Source organism: Streptococcus hillyeri (assembly GCF_003686955.1).
Classification (GTDB): domain Bacteria; phylum Bacillota; class Bacilli; order Lactobacillales; family Streptococcaceae; genus Streptococcus; species Streptococcus hillyeri.
The window spans coordinates 32,464-45,025 of sequence record NZ_RCVM01000009.1 but is presented as its reverse complement, the minus strand read 5'-3'; the positions used below and the strand labels follow the sequence as shown (position 1 = coordinate 45,025).

The 12,562-nt window shown below is 39.5% G+C and carries 20 protein-coding genes; 2 read left to right on the top strand and 18 right to left on the bottom strand.

The window, feature by feature from the left end; translation table 11 throughout:
• Position 1 precedes the first annotated feature (1 nt).
• The 5 genes from EAF07_RS05645 to EAF07_RS05625 form a co-directional block, all read right to left on the bottom strand.
• On the bottom strand, positions 2-844 hold the full coding sequence (locus EAF07_RS05645) for a YidC/Oxa1 family membrane protein insertase (RefSeq protein ID WP_425452093.1): 843 nt from the start codon (positions 842-844) through the stop codon (positions 2-4).
• A 17-nt stretch (positions 845-861) separates the two neighbouring features.
• Positions 862-1,239, bottom strand: coding sequence for a ribonuclease P protein component (rnpA, locus tag EAF07_RS05640; protein ID WP_121835503.1), 378 nt, complete (start codon positions 1,237-1,239; stop codon positions 862-864).
• Between the two features lie 98 nt (positions 1,240-1,337).
• Positions 1,338-1,964 carry a YtpR family tRNA-binding protein gene (gene ytpR / locus EAF07_RS05635; RefSeq protein WP_121835501.1) on the bottom strand — a complete coding sequence of 209 codons (627 nt, stop codon included), beginning with the start codon at positions 1,962-1,964 and terminating at the stop codon, positions 1,338-1,340.
• A 4-nt stretch (positions 1,965-1,968) separates the two neighbouring features.
• The gene (locus tag EAF07_RS05630) at positions 1,969-2,286 is read right to left on the bottom strand and encodes a thioredoxin family protein (RefSeq protein WP_121835499.1); all 318 of its coding nucleotides are present in this window, start codon (positions 2,284-2,286) and stop codon (positions 1,969-1,971) included.
• Positions 2,283-2,582 (bottom strand): DUF4651 domain-containing protein, encoded by a 300-nt coding sequence (locus EAF07_RS05625; RefSeq protein WP_245962699.1) that lies wholly within the window; start codon positions 2,580-2,582, stop codon positions 2,283-2,285. The genes EAF07_RS05630 and EAF07_RS05625 overlap by 4 nt, the downstream gene beginning before the upstream one ends.
• A 131-nt stretch (positions 2,583-2,713) precedes the next feature.
• On the opposite strand from EAF07_RS05625, the gene pepA reads away from it, so the two are divergent.
• Together pepA and proC are read left to right on the top strand one after the other, a co-directional pair.
• Entirely contained in the window at positions 2,714-3,784 is a 1,071-nt protein-coding gene (gene pepA, locus EAF07_RS05620) for a glutamyl aminopeptidase (protein ID WP_121835497.1), read from the top strand.
• Positions 3,781-4,551 (top strand): pyrroline-5-carboxylate reductase, encoded by a 771-nt coding sequence (proC, locus tag EAF07_RS05615; protein WP_121835495.1) that lies wholly within the window; start codon positions 3,781-3,783, stop codon positions 4,549-4,551. The genes pepA and proC overlap by 4 nt, the downstream gene beginning before the upstream one ends.
• A 29-nt stretch (positions 4,552-4,580) precedes the next feature.
• Here the strand turns inward: proC and EAF07_RS05610 are convergent, their stop codons facing one another.
• The 13 genes from EAF07_RS05610 to EAF07_RS05565 form a co-directional block, all read right to left on the bottom strand.
• Positions 4,581-5,237 carry a CPBP family intramembrane glutamic endopeptidase gene (locus EAF07_RS05610; protein ID WP_121835493.1) on the bottom strand — a complete coding sequence of 219 codons (657 nt, stop codon included), beginning with the start codon at positions 5,235-5,237 and terminating at the stop codon, positions 4,581-4,583.
• Positions 5,238-6,033: 796 nt separating this feature from the next.
• Positions 6,034-6,711 (bottom strand): CPBP family intramembrane glutamic endopeptidase, encoded by a 678-nt coding sequence (locus tag EAF07_RS05605; RefSeq protein WP_121835491.1) that lies wholly within the window; start codon positions 6,709-6,711, stop codon positions 6,034-6,036.
• 9 nt (positions 6,712-6,720) lie between these two features.
• Positions 6,721-7,416 carry an ABC transporter permease gene (locus EAF07_RS05600; RefSeq protein ID WP_121835489.1) on the bottom strand — a complete coding sequence of 232 codons (696 nt, stop codon included), beginning with the start codon at positions 7,414-7,416 and terminating at the stop codon, positions 6,721-6,723.
• Positions 7,409-8,236, bottom strand: a complete 828-nt coding sequence (locus EAF07_RS05595; protein WP_183121662.1) for an ABC transporter ATP-binding protein — start codon at positions 8,234-8,236, stop codon at positions 7,409-7,411. The genes EAF07_RS05600 and EAF07_RS05595 overlap by 8 nt, the downstream gene beginning before the upstream one ends.
• Before the next feature lie 24 nt (positions 8,237-8,260).
• Entirely contained in the window at positions 8,261-8,434 is a 174-nt protein-coding gene (locus EAF07_RS10610) for a hypothetical protein (RefSeq protein ID WP_183121661.1), read from the bottom strand.
• Between the two features lie 422 nt (positions 8,435-8,856).
• Positions 8,857-9,318, bottom strand: coding sequence for a hypothetical protein (locus EAF07_RS05590; RefSeq protein ID WP_121835485.1), 462 nt, complete (start codon positions 9,316-9,318; stop codon positions 8,857-8,859).
• A 13-nt stretch (positions 9,319-9,331) separates the two neighbouring features.
• A complete protein-coding gene (locus EAF07_RS10605; RefSeq protein WP_183121660.1) occupies positions 9,332-9,499 on the bottom strand; it encodes a hypothetical protein in 168 nt (55 codons plus the stop codon).
• A 13-nt stretch (positions 9,500-9,512) separates the two neighbouring features.
• Complete coding sequence (locus EAF07_RS10600; RefSeq protein WP_183121659.1) at positions 9,513-9,677, bottom strand: Sec-independent protein translocase family protein; 165 nt, start codon at positions 9,675-9,677, stop codon at positions 9,513-9,515.
• A gap of 22 nt (positions 9,678-9,699) precedes the next feature.
• The gene (locus EAF07_RS05585) at positions 9,700-9,894 is read right to left on the bottom strand and encodes a helix-turn-helix transcriptional regulator (RefSeq protein ID WP_121835483.1); all 195 of its coding nucleotides are present in this window, start codon (positions 9,892-9,894) and stop codon (positions 9,700-9,702) included.
• A 69-nt stretch (positions 9,895-9,963) separates the two neighbouring features.
• Positions 9,964-10,401 carry a hypothetical protein gene (locus tag EAF07_RS05580; protein WP_121835481.1) on the bottom strand — a complete coding sequence of 146 codons (438 nt, stop codon included), beginning with the start codon at positions 10,399-10,401 and terminating at the stop codon, positions 9,964-9,966.
• 160 nt (positions 10,402-10,561) lie between these two features.
• Entirely contained in the window at positions 10,562-11,374 is an 813-nt protein-coding gene (locus EAF07_RS05575; protein WP_121835479.1) for a metal ABC transporter permease, read from the bottom strand.
• Positions 11,364-12,074: a metal ABC transporter ATP-binding protein gene (locus tag EAF07_RS05570; protein ID WP_121835477.1), complete on the bottom strand. Its 711-nt coding sequence runs from the start codon at positions 12,072-12,074 to the stop codon at positions 11,364-11,366. The genes EAF07_RS05575 and EAF07_RS05570 overlap by 11 nt, the downstream gene beginning before the upstream one ends.
• Positions 12,075-12,518 (bottom strand): zinc-dependent MarR family transcriptional regulator, encoded by a 444-nt coding sequence (locus EAF07_RS05565; protein ID WP_121835474.1) that lies wholly within the window; start codon positions 12,516-12,518, stop codon positions 12,075-12,077.
• Between the last annotated feature and the right edge of the window lie 44 nt (positions 12,519-12,562).

The window sequence follows — 12,562 nt, the reverse complement described above, 5'->3', positions numbered from 1 at the left end:
CTTATTTACGTCTATGTGCTTTCTTTTTAGCACGACGAATCCTAGCTTCTTTTTCTTTTTCGGCTTGCGCCAATTGCTCCCGCTCTGCAATGAGTTTGAACGGATTATTGAACAGTAAGGTTTGGACGACTTGGTAAGCATTTGACACGGTCCAATAAAGGGACACACCACTAGCAATGTTCAGGGAAACCATCAAAATCATAATTGGAGCCACAACTGACATAATGGTCATTGCAACATTTTTCTCTCTAACTCCCTTGTTAGTCAACCATGTTGATAAGAAGGTAAATGCTGCCGCCAAGACTGGAAGAATAAACAAGTGATCTGGCTCTGCCAATTTGAACCAAAGAAATGAACCTTCTTTAAGAAACTCAACCCTTAAGAGTGCTTGATAGAGGGCAATCATAAGAGGAAGTTGAATGAAAAGTGGCCACATGCTTGTATAAGGATTGACACCTTCTGCTTTGTAAAGAGCATTTGTAGCTTCCGTCAAAGCAAGACGACTTTCATTGTCCTTACCAGAATACTGTTTTTGTAGCTCTCTCAACTTTGGTTGCAACTCTTGCATTTTACGACTGGACTTGATTTGCATGTTGTACAGTGGCAAAAGCACTGTTCTAATCAAAATGGTAAAAAGGATTATCCCGACACCAATATGTCCAAACGACAAGCCATCAATCGCCTGCGCAAATAAATAAACTAATTTAGCCCAAAAGCCTGTACTTTCTGCTGTGATAGGAGCCATATCCTGAGGGTTACGACTACACGCTGAGAGTAGAACACCACCAGCCAACATCAACCCGCTGAATCTTAATTTTCTGTTCACCTTGATTTCCTTCCTGATAACAATTAAATCTTGTGTCATGCCTCATCAAAACTGTTTTCTGAGAGAGTAGCCTGATGGTCATTTTGATAAAGTTTTCCAAGTTTTAACACATGAACGAGATTACTTTTCATTTCCTGATAGGTCAGTGTTTCAACTCCCTTACGGGCAATGATGACAAAGTCTGTCGTCACAAGATGAGGCGACAAGTCTTTGACTAGGTGACGGAGTCTACGTTTGATACGATTTCTGACTACCGCATTGCCCAGCTTTTTACTAACTGAGAGACCCACCCTAAAATGGGGTTGATCTTTTGGAAGACTATAAACTACAAATTTTCGATTAGCGACACTCGTGCCTTTCTGAAAAACTAGCTTAAAGTCTTTATCACGCTTGACGCGATAGCTTTTTTTCACGATAAGACTCCAAGTTCTATATTTTTTTCATTATAACATATTTCGGAAAAAGCTAAAACCCCTAGAATAGAGGTTTTTCGCGGATTTTTTAACTGTTCTTAGGCTCTCCAATGTTTTGCAACATCAAATGGCTCACCAATCACTGCCGAATCGTCTAGTTCAATGATCCCACGAACCTGTGGTGCATTTGGCAAAGCAAGCTCACGCGGGCTACACATCATGCCAAAACTATCTTCTCCACGAAGTTGACCTGCAAAAATCAAACTTCCGCTTGGCATCATCGCTCCTGGTAAAGCAACAATCGTTTTAAGTCCAACTGCTGCATTAGGCGCTCCTGCTACAATCTGAATCGTTTTGTCTTCCGCAATTTTAACCTGACAAATATTGAGATGGTCACTATCAGGATGTGCCTCCATCTCTACAATTTGACCAACTACAAAAAACGGACCCTCATCATTCACAAGTTCTTCTTTGAAACCTTCTTTAGAAAGCTCCTGATTTAAAGTTGCAACATCCTCATCTGACAAAATGACCTGACCATTGCCTTCCACAGTAATCAGACTAGATACCTCAAAAATATTCCAAGCTAAGGTTTCATTTGTCGCTTCGGCATAAACACGCGCAACCTTACCACGGCGCTCAACGTTCCGTTTCACATCAGCTGTATCTTGTAAAATAACTAATAAGGTATCTCCGACCTGTTCTTTATTGTATGCAAAAATCATCCGCTTATGCTAACTCCTCTAAAAATCTTATAATTTCTTCTTTACTCTTACGCAGTTTATTAACAAATCGTCCCAACTCTTTTCCATCTTGAGTCACAACGAAACTTGGAATGCCAAAAATATTCCATGTTTGAGCCAGTTCAATATGCTCATCTCTATCCACTCTGACAAAGGTCATTTCTGGAAATTGCGCTTCAATTTCTGGCATAGCTGGATAGATAAATTGGCAATCAGGGCACCAATCTGCCGTGAAAAAGAAAACGACTTTCTCAGAACTCTCGACATATGTTGCCAATTCTTCTACAGACTTAGGAATAATCATTTATCCAAATCCTCCTCTAAGCGATAGTTAATATCACCATGATCATAACTAAAATAAAAGGTTACGCCATCTTCAAAGACTACACCACCTGTCACCAACCTCCTAATGGACTCAAAATCATTGACATAGACAACTGAAATGGTTCCAAAGGACTCAAAAAACTCACGCACTTCCATAAGGATTTGCTGCCGCTCTTTTTCTAACTGCTTTTGTCTGGCAACTACCCCAGCAGCTGCTAGACCACCTAGCCCTAATAAGCCTGCTAGGAAGGCAAATTTCTTTTGTTTCATAATCATTATTTTATCATAAAAGCACTGCTTTTGTCTCAATTGAATGAAGAAAGTTCGCTAATGTTTCGATAAAAAACTGACAAAGTGACCGTATAGTGATAAAATAAAACATAACTATTCAGATTGAGGAGACCAAAATGAATCATTTATTTTCAAAAATCAAAGAAGTTACGGAATTGCACGGGATCGCAGGTTTTGAGCACGATGTCCGTCACTTTATGCGCCAAAAAATCACCCCACTTGTTGATGAAGTCGAAACAGATGGCCTAGGGGGGATCTTTGGTATCAAACACAGTAAGGCTGATAACGCCCCTCGCATCATGGTGGCTGCACATATGGATGAAGTTGGTTTCATGATTAGCGATATCAAGGCTGACGGTACTTTCCGCGTGGTCGAAATCGGTGGGTGGAACCCACTCGTTGTCAGCTCACAGCGTTTTGTTCTCCACACACAAGCAGGTGACAAGTTGCCAGTTATCTCTGGTTCTGTTCCACCACACTTGATGCGTGGCAATGGCGGAGCTCCTAGTATACCTCGTGTGGCTGATATTATTTTTGATGCTGGTTTTGCTGATAAAGCTGAGGCTGAAAGCTTTGGCGTGCGCCCAGGAGATATTATCATCCCAGAATCTGAAACCATTTTAACTGCTAATCAGAAAAACATCATTTCCAAGGCTTGGGATAACCGTTACGGTGTCCTTATGGTAACAGAACTTTTAGAGCACTTAAAAGGTCAAGAGCTTCCAAACACGCTTATCGCTGGTGCTAACGTTCAAGAAGAAGTTGGTCTTCGTGGAGCACACGTGTCAACCACTAAATTTGACCCAGAGCTTTTCTTTGCGGTAGACTGTTCACCTGCCGGTGACATTTACGGTGACCAAGGAAAAATCGGTGATGGTACCCTCCTTCGCTTCTACGATCCAGGTCACATCATGCTCAAAGACATGAAAGATTTCTTGCTGACTACTGCCGAAGAAGCTGGGGTTAAATTCCAGTATTATTGTGGTAAAGGTGGTACCGACGCTGGTGCAGCCCACCTTAAAAATGGTGGTGTGCCGTCAACTACTATCGGTGTCTGCGCTCGTTACATTCACAGTCACCAGACGCTTTATGCCATGGACGATTTCCTAGAAGCACAAGCTTTCTTACAAGCTATCGTGAAGCGACTTGACCGTTCAACTGTTGATACAATCCGAGGTTACAAATGAGAATAGGGTTCATTGGCGTTGGCAAAATGGCTAGCGCGATTATCACCGGCTTAAAGACCACCGAGCATGAGCTAATCATTTCAGGATCTTCTTTAGCACGTTCTCAGGAAATTGCAAAGCAGCTTCATGTTGATTTTGCTCAGTCACATGAAGACTTGATTGAACAAGCCGATTTGGTCATTTTGGGAATCAAACCACAATTATTTGAAACCGTACTAGCTCCCTTGACCTTCAAACAACCTGTCCTATCAATGGCAGCTGGTATCAGCTTGAAATGCTTGGCACAGCTGACTAATCCTGATTTGCCACTCATTCGTCTCATGCCAAATATCAATGCGCAACAATTAGCCAGCTCAACGGCTATCTGCGCCAATGATAAGGTACCCTCAGATTTACTTGACGTAACTAAGGAAATCTGCAATAGTTTTGGAGCCACCTTTGAGATTGCTGAAAAAGACTTCGATACCTTTACAGCCTTGGCGGGTTCTAGTCCTGCTTACATTGCTTTATTCATCGAAGCTCTTGCAAAAGCTGGGGTCAAAAATGGTTTTCCAAAATCGTTAGCTCTGAATATCGTTGCCCAAACGGTTCAAGCAACCGCTCAGACTATCTTGTCTGGACCAGATAGTCCTCATGACTTGATTGACAAGATTTGTAGCCCTGGCGGTACAACTATAGCTGGTCTGATGGAACTAGAACGCTTGGGTATGACCCACGCTACCAGCTCTGCTATTGACAAAACCATCGAAAAAGCAAAAACCTTGTAGAAATCTACAAGGTTTTTCATTACTCAAAATTACCAAAATAATGGAACCAGACTATTGTTCAGTATATGAAGTGCTATGGGATAGGCTATATCGTCTGTTATTTCATAAACCGTAGCAAAAATCAATCCACTACCACCATAAATAATCCACGATGGAAGATTTGTTGGTCCATGCAAAGCTCCAAATAATAAAGAACTCGCTAGAATACCAATAAACCGCCAATGGGGAAAAAATAGCTTATTCAGCAAGCTACGGCAAATAACTTCTTCTGCAATTGGACCAAAAATAACTGTCCCTATCGCAGTAATCACAATAGGTAGTTTATCCGCTTCTTCAATGAGGGCAAGTTCATTAGCCGTTGTTACCTCACCTAGCGCGTAAAGCCATAATAAGCCAAGATAATCTACCAGAAACATCACGCCATAACCAATCACAACATAGCCTAAATAGCGCCATTGAAAATGTTCTAAACTAAAGGCTCTCACCTTATAATGCCTAATAACCCAAAAAATCAATGCGCTAAGTAAACCTAAAGTCATTGCATAGAGACCGTAGGCTAATAAGGGTTGCCAACTTTGACCCGTCCACCAAGCATTTGGAATATAGACTTCCGGAAAAGTCATAAACAGTATCGCTACTGTCAGTAATAGAAGTTTTCCCTTTTCCATCACCTGTCTTAAAATCATTTGATTGTATCCCTCTCGCTTTTTGTTACATCGTACAAAAAAGAATTGATACTGTCAATAGAACTTCACATAATTTATGAAATCTTAAGATTATCTTTAGAAAAATCATATCATCTAAAGATTGTTTTAATATTTCAACATCATCAAAGATTACTTTTCGTTTCTTTTCTTAATAGTTTAGATGCTAAAAAGGGGTAATAAAACTGACAGAACCATCTTAAAAAACCTTCCTAACGGAGTTTCTATTGCTTATTTTCAAACCCAAGATCTTGAGAAACTCCCACTCTCATTCCCCACAATCGTTAAGGTCTGAGAGACCTTTAGAGGTTGGATATAAAATGAACGACGTTCATCACATTCGTATAGGAGTTTATTTCCATCAACCTTCCAGTCGCATTTTAAGCTAATGCTAAGAAGTTTAACCTGAAAATAAGTTTTTAACAGGACTCTAATCCCCAATATAACCCATCAATCTGGTTGAATTTCCAATACAAATGATCGTCTGACACACTCTTATCATTTTACACCACACGATATGGGGTCTACAGTTTCAGATTGTAATCATTTTTACAGGTACTAGGACAAGAAAAGGAGAGTGGGACAAAAATCGTTAAATCGTCAAAAAATGACGATTTCGATTTTGTCGTCCCACCTCCGCACAGTTGATTAGGATGGCCGCTAACGATTGCGTAGCAAGGGTTTAGGACTTCCAATCAACCACTGCATCAATCTGTTAATACCATTAAGAATAGAAGGTTGAGATATTTATGTCCCAACCCCTGTAGGAATAATCATGCTATTTTAATTGACTAATCATAGTTGCCAATACAAGTGCATTGTGTATCGCATGTAGGATAATGCTGTATTCGATACGTTTCCCAAAATAGCGAACAAGAGCAAACACCATTCCCATGCTAACATACTGAATCACACTTCCTAAATCTGTTGGATTATGAATGAGCCCAAATAACACTGCACCAATGAGAAGCCCTACCCATTGCCATTTTTCAGGAAACATCTCTGGAATAAACCCTCTAAAGATACTCTCTTCAACAATTGGTGCCCCAAGGATTAGCATTATAACCATGAGCACCATCGGTACTTGTTGCATCAAATCATTGGCGATTTCTTGGTTAGCAGCAACAGCAGCATCTCCCATAATCAATTTAATAATAACCGCAATCAAACTGAAGGCAAAGATTGCCACCTCTCCTGCAAAAATAGCAAGTGCTAAATATTTCCAATTTAACTTATGCTTCAAATCTATTACTTTTGCATAAATACCTATGATCAATGTTATGACAATCAAAGTCAAATAAGCACCTATGGCAATAAGCGACTGCATGCTTGTTAATGCCGACTCCTTATTTTGCTCAAGGAAGTAAAAAATTGGTAGCTGGGCAAATTGAATGCCAAAAAATAAACCTAACGCAATTAGTCCAGAAATTAAAGATTTGGTAATTGTTTTTGTCATTATATTCCCCTATTCTTTCACTTTTTTACGTCTGATTAAAGCCCCAGCGATAAGAAGCGCCAGCACTAGCCATACTAGTAAGATGAGGAAGGTTTTGTCTGTCAAGACATACTCAGCACCCTCGACATTCCATTTTGTATAAGCACCTAGTGGGGTATAATGAATCATTTTAGCAAGTCCTTCATCACCCATTGCTAACATTGGTAAAAGCATGGTCGCAAACATGACTGGCATTGCTGCTAGACTCGCTTTTGATTGGGTGTCACATAGCAGAGCGACAATCATATATAAGGTTAAAATCACAAAACTAGTCACAATATTAACCGCTAAATAAGCCAACCAATTAGTCAAACCCACTCTCAGTAACAGTGGTAAGGTCAGTAAATAAAGAATAATGACCACTAAAGGAATGATGATATTCGCTAGGAGATACACTTCATAAGTCACACCAGACAACAGTAAACTGCGTTGGTTATGCTTCTCATCTTCTTCTGAAACGGTAATGGGAAGAATCATTCCTACCATTCCAGATAAGGTCGCTGTCGTAAACATGAAGATAAATTGATTACCATCAGGCATATCCTTATACATAAAGCTATAAATTGCCGTAAAAATCAAAGGAAATAATAGGGCAATAGAATTTTGCTTATTCGCTAAAAGGAGTTCTTTTCTGCTCCAAAGCAGGGCTTTCAGTTGTTTAAACATTTAAGGTACCTCCTGTCAATGTGATAAAGACATCTTCTAAGGTTGGTTCACATGAGTGAATGGTTTCGATAGCATTAAGCTCTAAAGTGGCTAGGTCTGGGTAAGCAACTTCTTTCGTGCTACCATCTTGATAAGCAACAACCACTTTTTTGTCAGTATAATATTTCTTAATAAGACTTGCTGGACTACCTGTTTCGACGAGTTTTCCTTGGTGAAGGAGGGCTAGATTGTCACAAAGTAGCGTTGCTTCGTGCATGTCATGCGTTGTTAAAAAGATCTTTGTTCCTTTCGCTTTTAAATCCAACAATAACTCATGAATCACACGAGACGTTGACGGGTCAAGTCCACTAGTTGGTTCGTCTAAGAACAGCACCTCAGGTTGATTGATGAGCGCACGCGCCAACAGCATGCGTTGCTTCATCCCTGTTGATAATTTCTCAGCTAGCTTATCCTTTGACTCATAAATGCCAACGGCTTTAAGCAAGTCATCCACACGTTCATTACTCACACCGAAAAGTTTAGCGTAAACCTGCATATTTTTATAAAGCGTCAGCTTTTCATAGAAGCCACTGACATCACTGACAATACCAATCTTCGCTAGGTCATCTGATGTTAAAGCCTGCGCAGCTTTTCCAAAAACCTCTGCCGAACCTTCTGTCGCCAACAACTGACCAGTTAAGATGTTGATGGTCGTGGTCTTTCCTGAACCAGAAGGACCAAGGAAACCAAAAATCTGGCCTTTCCCAATCTCAAATGAAATCTTATCCAAAGCCACTTGTGTTCCAAAATGCTTTGTTAAGTTTGATGCCTTAATCACCATAATTATTCCCTCCATTAACTATCCTTAGTTTTGTTTGTTAGTCCTCTTGTGCAGTAATGCTACTAGAGCAATGATAAAACCTGTCATGCTATAAAATGCCACATCTCCTAGAACTCCTTCTCTTACCAAGTAAGTGATGCTCAATTGAATCGCACATACGACTAACACCAACAACCAAGTTATAACCGTCTTTTTCATTAGTTTCCCCTTTTCTTGTATTGTCCCTTTGATGTCCTTAGTATATAATACCTATCACCTTTTTAAACACCTTTGTCCTGAAATGTCAGTTTTTTATCTTGAATGACTATTTTATACTTAACAAACATCAAAAATTACTTTTTTGTTTCTTTCTTAAATGTGCGGACGCAAGCAACCTCCTATGGAGTTTCATTGCTACTTTTTGAGCCTAAGTCTCAAAAAGTCCGTTCTTATCAGGCAAATTACCCTCGCTTTTTTATTTCTGAGCTTGGGCTAAAACTGTCCACTGGACAGTTTCACTAATAAGAATACCACTATAGCGAAAGAAACGTTTTAACCTCACTTCGTTCGGTGGTCTATCAATAATATTAGAAGTTCTAAAATGCTAATTTTGATTTTGGATGAGTATTAGGCAGTTATTTTTAAATTAATTTGTCTAAAATAGCCTTAATCACTGTTTGACCTAACAATGTGGTAAATAATAGCACAACCAGCAAGGTATGATAGTCTAGTTTTACCTGCCAAAAAGCAAACAAGACGATAAGAATCATGATAAATAAAACTAATAGGGCAAAGGTTAGCTGCGCTGCTAAATTTCTGATATGACGACTCCTCTCATCATAATAGGAAATGTAATAGCGATTAAAGGACTTCTCATTTCCGACTAAGATAAGAACTCTTAGACTGAGCGACAAGACACCAATGGCTATACCTATTAAAAATCCTAGCGTGTAAGAGCTTAATGATAAGCGAAAAAGCGATAGGAAGACCAGTAAACTAAATACCATCCCAAATTTTGCTTTTGCAGCCATCTCTTTTTTAAAACGCTCTTTGGGCTGTTGTTTTCCAAAGTTTTGTAAGACATCATTTAATATGTTTAACACGATTAACTCTCCCTTAATTTGCTTGGCGTAACTGTTTCATGACGACTTGTCCCGTAAAATAAACAAGACCCGCTACTATCACCATTCCAATACGTTGAAGTAGTGTATAGTCACTAATCGCATGACTTGCTCCAAAAACAATTCCCATCATTATAATAGTTTCTTTAAATGGTTTTTTCATTTCTCATGTCCTCCTAATCCTCAAATATAAAAACTTCTTCGATGGCTTTTCCACTATCACGTAATTTCTTAAGACCAAAAATGGCAACAGCGGCTAATATCACTAAGCCGAGCAAATTCTCCCAAATACTATAAAGTACAATTCCCATCGCAATACCAATAATAAATAGATTAAACATTTTTTTCATCTTTCATTTCCTCCTAATCTTCAAAGATAAAGACTTCTTCGATGGTTTTTCCAAAAAATTTAGCAATTTTATAGGCTAGCTCTAGTGAGGCATTGTAGCGACCTTTTTCAAGGGAGATGATGGTTTGTCTGGTGACTTCCATCTCATCTGCCAACTCCGCCTGACTGAGCTTTTGAGCTTTTCTTAGCTCTTGAATTTTAGTTTCCATAATAATCACACCTTAAGGTTCTAAGCATATCAATCCCTCGTTTACACCTAAACGTTCCTTTCTTTTTTATCAAAGTTGACGTGAATAATAATATTTGATTGCATGAAACAGTCCAAAAATCGCTAAACTAAATCCAAATATGACTAGTACAATCAGCCCTCTTTGTTCTACCGTTAGTTCATCATATAAATAGCCAAAAACAGTTCCAGAAAGAAAGACTCCTCCAACCATTAGGATTTGCAGCATTTTTCGATAAGTGAGATTCTCAACCTGAACATTTCGTTCATCATTCTTTTTAATAAGGTATCGCTTACGATAGGTTTTATCTAATAGTAAACGAGTATTTTTATAACCATCTGCTAAAACTAACAAAACTGTCATTACTATAAATAAAATCCAGTCATTGCTTTGGATAGCTTGCCACAGAAAAAATCCTAATAAAACTGGTATTGCAAATAGAGTTTGCTTAGCATCTGATAGAATCTTTTTTTCTGTTAGCTTTTTCATCTTGATTATCTCCTTTTTGTCAAGTTTGCTTTACAAAATAAGTATAGCTTGCTTTACATAAAATATCAAGCGTGTTTTACAAAAAATGTAAAATTTTTTTGACATTTTTTTGCTCTGCTATTTTCCCAAAAAGAAAAAACCGCCGAAGCAGTTTTTTGAATTAATCTTTTACCAAAACATTAACCAAACTTGTCAAGAGGAATAGGATAATAAAAATCATGGTAATCGTCGCACTAGCTGGTGTTTCCCAGTAGTAAGAAAGGAAAATCCCTGACACCATACCGATAAAGCCAACCACGATGCCTAAGCCAATCACGGAACGGAAATTATTGCCAAGGCGCATAGCGATAGAGGCTGGAAGAACCATGATAGTTGATACGAGAAGGGCTCCTGCCGCTGGAATGGTAAGGGCAATCGCCACACCCGTGACAACATTAAAGAGGGTAGACATGAGGCGAACAGGCAAACCATCCACAAAGGCGGTATCTTCATCAAAGGTCAGCACATACATGGGACGAATAAAGAGGGCAGTCAACAAAAGAACAACTCCTGCAATCACAAAGAGGGCAACGACCTGCTCCTGACTGATTGTGATAATCGACCCAAAAAGATATTGCTCCAAGCTCACACCTGACGATGAGTCTGATTTACTCATCAATATCAAAGATAAGGCCAGACCCATTGACATCAAAATCGCTGTTGAAATCTCCATATAGTGACGGTAAACCGTGCGGAGATATTCTAAAATGACTGCCGCAATGGTTACGACTAAAATCGTCGTCCAGGTAGGGTTAACACCACTGATGACACCAAGAGCTACCCCAGTCAAGGACACGTGACTAAGCGTATCAGACATAAGACTTTGACGACGCAAGATTAAAAAGGTTCCTAAAATTGGGGCAAAAATTGAAATGGCAACTACTGCCCATAGAGCACGTTGCATAAAATCATAGGCTAAAATCTCAGTGAACATGTGTCTCTCCTCCCTCATCAGTTTCATGTACGTTAAAGCAACGCCAAGGAAGGTCATGATTTCTAACCAGATGAATATTGCGATCCGTATAGTCTTTGACCTCTTCTGGGTCATGAGTAATCATCAAAACAGACTTGCCATGCTTATGGGCAGAATGGTGCATCAACTCATAGAAAGTCTTAGCCGTACCAGAATCCATTCCTGTTGTTGGTTCATCGAGGACGAAAATATCTGGATCACTAGCAAACATTCGCGCAATCACAACACGTTGTTTTTGACCACCAGACAAGGCTCCCAAACGTTTATGACGGTTTTCCCACATGCCAACCGCCTCAAGACTAACCTTGATGTGTTCTTCATCATGCTTGGTCAATCGGCGGAACCAACCTTGTCTTGGATAACGCCCTGAGCGGACAAATTCATAAACGGTACTTGGAAATCCTGCATTAAAGCTGGCAATCTGCTGGGGCAGGTAAGCAATTCGGAGCTTTTTTCCATCCTTATTTGTCTTGGAAATTGTCACCTGTCCTTGTTTAGGTTTTAAAACACCCAAGGTGGCTTTAATTAGCGTGGATTTTGCTGCGCCATTTTCACCTGTCAGCGTGACAAATTCCCCACTGTCTAAATAATAACTGACTTCACTAAGCACAGGTTCTCCATCGTACTGAAACGACAGATTTTCAACGGTAATATAGCGCATCTAATCCTCCAATTTCTGTGAAAATGTCGTAATAAATTGACTGATAACAGACTGGTCTTCAGGAGAAAATTCTGATAAGAGTTCGTCGTATACAGCAAGTGTTTTTTCGTGATGATGGCTATGCTCCTCAGCAATCGGAGCGGCATCAGCAGTCAATGTCAAATGTAGACTGCGACCATCTTCTTCTTTTTTAGTCGTCTCAAGCATCCCTTTTCCGACCAAACTTTTAACAGCTTTCGTCACAGCAGCCTGACTGATATTCAATCGCTTAGCAAGGTCAGAACTTGTCAAATTTTCTTGAGACAAAAGCATGAGAATGTGTTCTTGAGTATTGGTCACTTTCACATGACTTTCACAAGAACCAATCAGTAATTCATGCTGATTTTCTGCTTTTAAGAGAATGCGATTGATTAGGGCATCTAATTGGTGTGCTAATTCTGTCATCTTAAACCTCCAGGGAGAAATCATTTTGAAAATGATTCCTTTCA

Excerpts from the sequence above, each read along its gene's own strand:
- EAF07_RS05595 (WP_183121662.1), bottom strand. The coding sequence starts at position 8,236 with ATGGTGATTAAGGCATCAAACTTAACAAAGCATTTTGGAACACAAGTG.
- EAF07_RS10600 (WP_183121659.1), bottom strand. The coding sequence starts at position 9,677 with ATGTTTAATCTATTTATTATTGGTATTGCGATGGGAATTGTACTTTAT.
- proC (WP_121835495.1), top strand. The coding sequence starts at position 3,781 with ATGAGAATAGGGTTCATTGGCGTTGGCAAAATGGCTAGCGCGATTATC.
- EAF07_RS05580 (WP_121835481.1), bottom strand. The coding sequence starts at position 10,401 with ATGAAAAAGCTAACAGAAAAAAAGATTCTATCAGATGCTAAGCAAACT.
- EAF07_RS05630 (WP_121835499.1), bottom strand. The coding sequence starts at position 2,286 with ATGATTATTCCTAAGTCTGTAGAAGAATTGGCAACATATGTCGAGAGT.
- EAF07_RS05600 (WP_121835489.1), bottom strand. The coding sequence starts at position 7,416 with ATGTTTAAACAACTGAAAGCCCTGCTTTGGAGCAGAAAAGAACTCCTT.
- EAF07_RS05610 (WP_121835493.1), bottom strand. The coding sequence starts at position 5,237 with ATGATTTTAAGACAGGTGATGGAAAAGGGAAAACTTCTATTACTGACA.
- EAF07_RS05585 (WP_121835483.1), bottom strand. The coding sequence starts at position 9,894 with ATGGAAACTAAAATTCAAGAGCTAAGAAAAGCTCAAAAGCTCAGTCAG.
- EAF07_RS05570 (WP_121835477.1), bottom strand. The coding sequence starts at position 12,074 with ATGCGCTATATTACCGTTGAAAATCTGTCGTTTCAGTACGATGGAGAA.
- EAF07_RS10605 (WP_183121660.1), bottom strand. The coding sequence starts at position 9,499 with ATGAAAAAACCATTTAAAGAAACTATTATAATGATGGGAATTGTTTTT.
- EAF07_RS05605 (WP_121835491.1), bottom strand. The coding sequence starts at position 6,711 with ATGACAAAAACAATTACCAAATCTTTAATTTCTGGACTAATTGCGTTA.
- EAF07_RS05575 (WP_121835479.1), bottom strand. The coding sequence starts at position 11,374 with ATGTTCACTGAGATTTTAGCCTATGATTTTATGCAACGTGCTCTATGG.
- pepA (WP_121835497.1), top strand. The coding sequence starts at position 2,714 with ATGAATCATTTATTTTCAAAAATCAAAGAAGTTACGGAATTGCACGGG.
- EAF07_RS05625 (WP_245962699.1), bottom strand. The coding sequence starts at position 2,582 with ATGATTATGAAACAAAAGAAATTTGCCTTCCTAGCAGGCTTATTAGGG.
- EAF07_RS10610 (WP_183121661.1), bottom strand. The coding sequence starts at position 8,434 with ATGAAAAAGACGGTTATAACTTGGTTGTTGGTGTTAGTCGTATGTGCG.
- ytpR (WP_121835501.1), bottom strand. The coding sequence starts at position 1,964 with ATGATTTTTGCATACAATAAAGAACAGGTCGGAGATACCTTATTAGTT.
- EAF07_RS05565 (WP_121835474.1), bottom strand. The coding sequence starts at position 12,518 with ATGACAGAATTAGCACACCAATTAGATGCCCTAATCAATCGCATTCTC.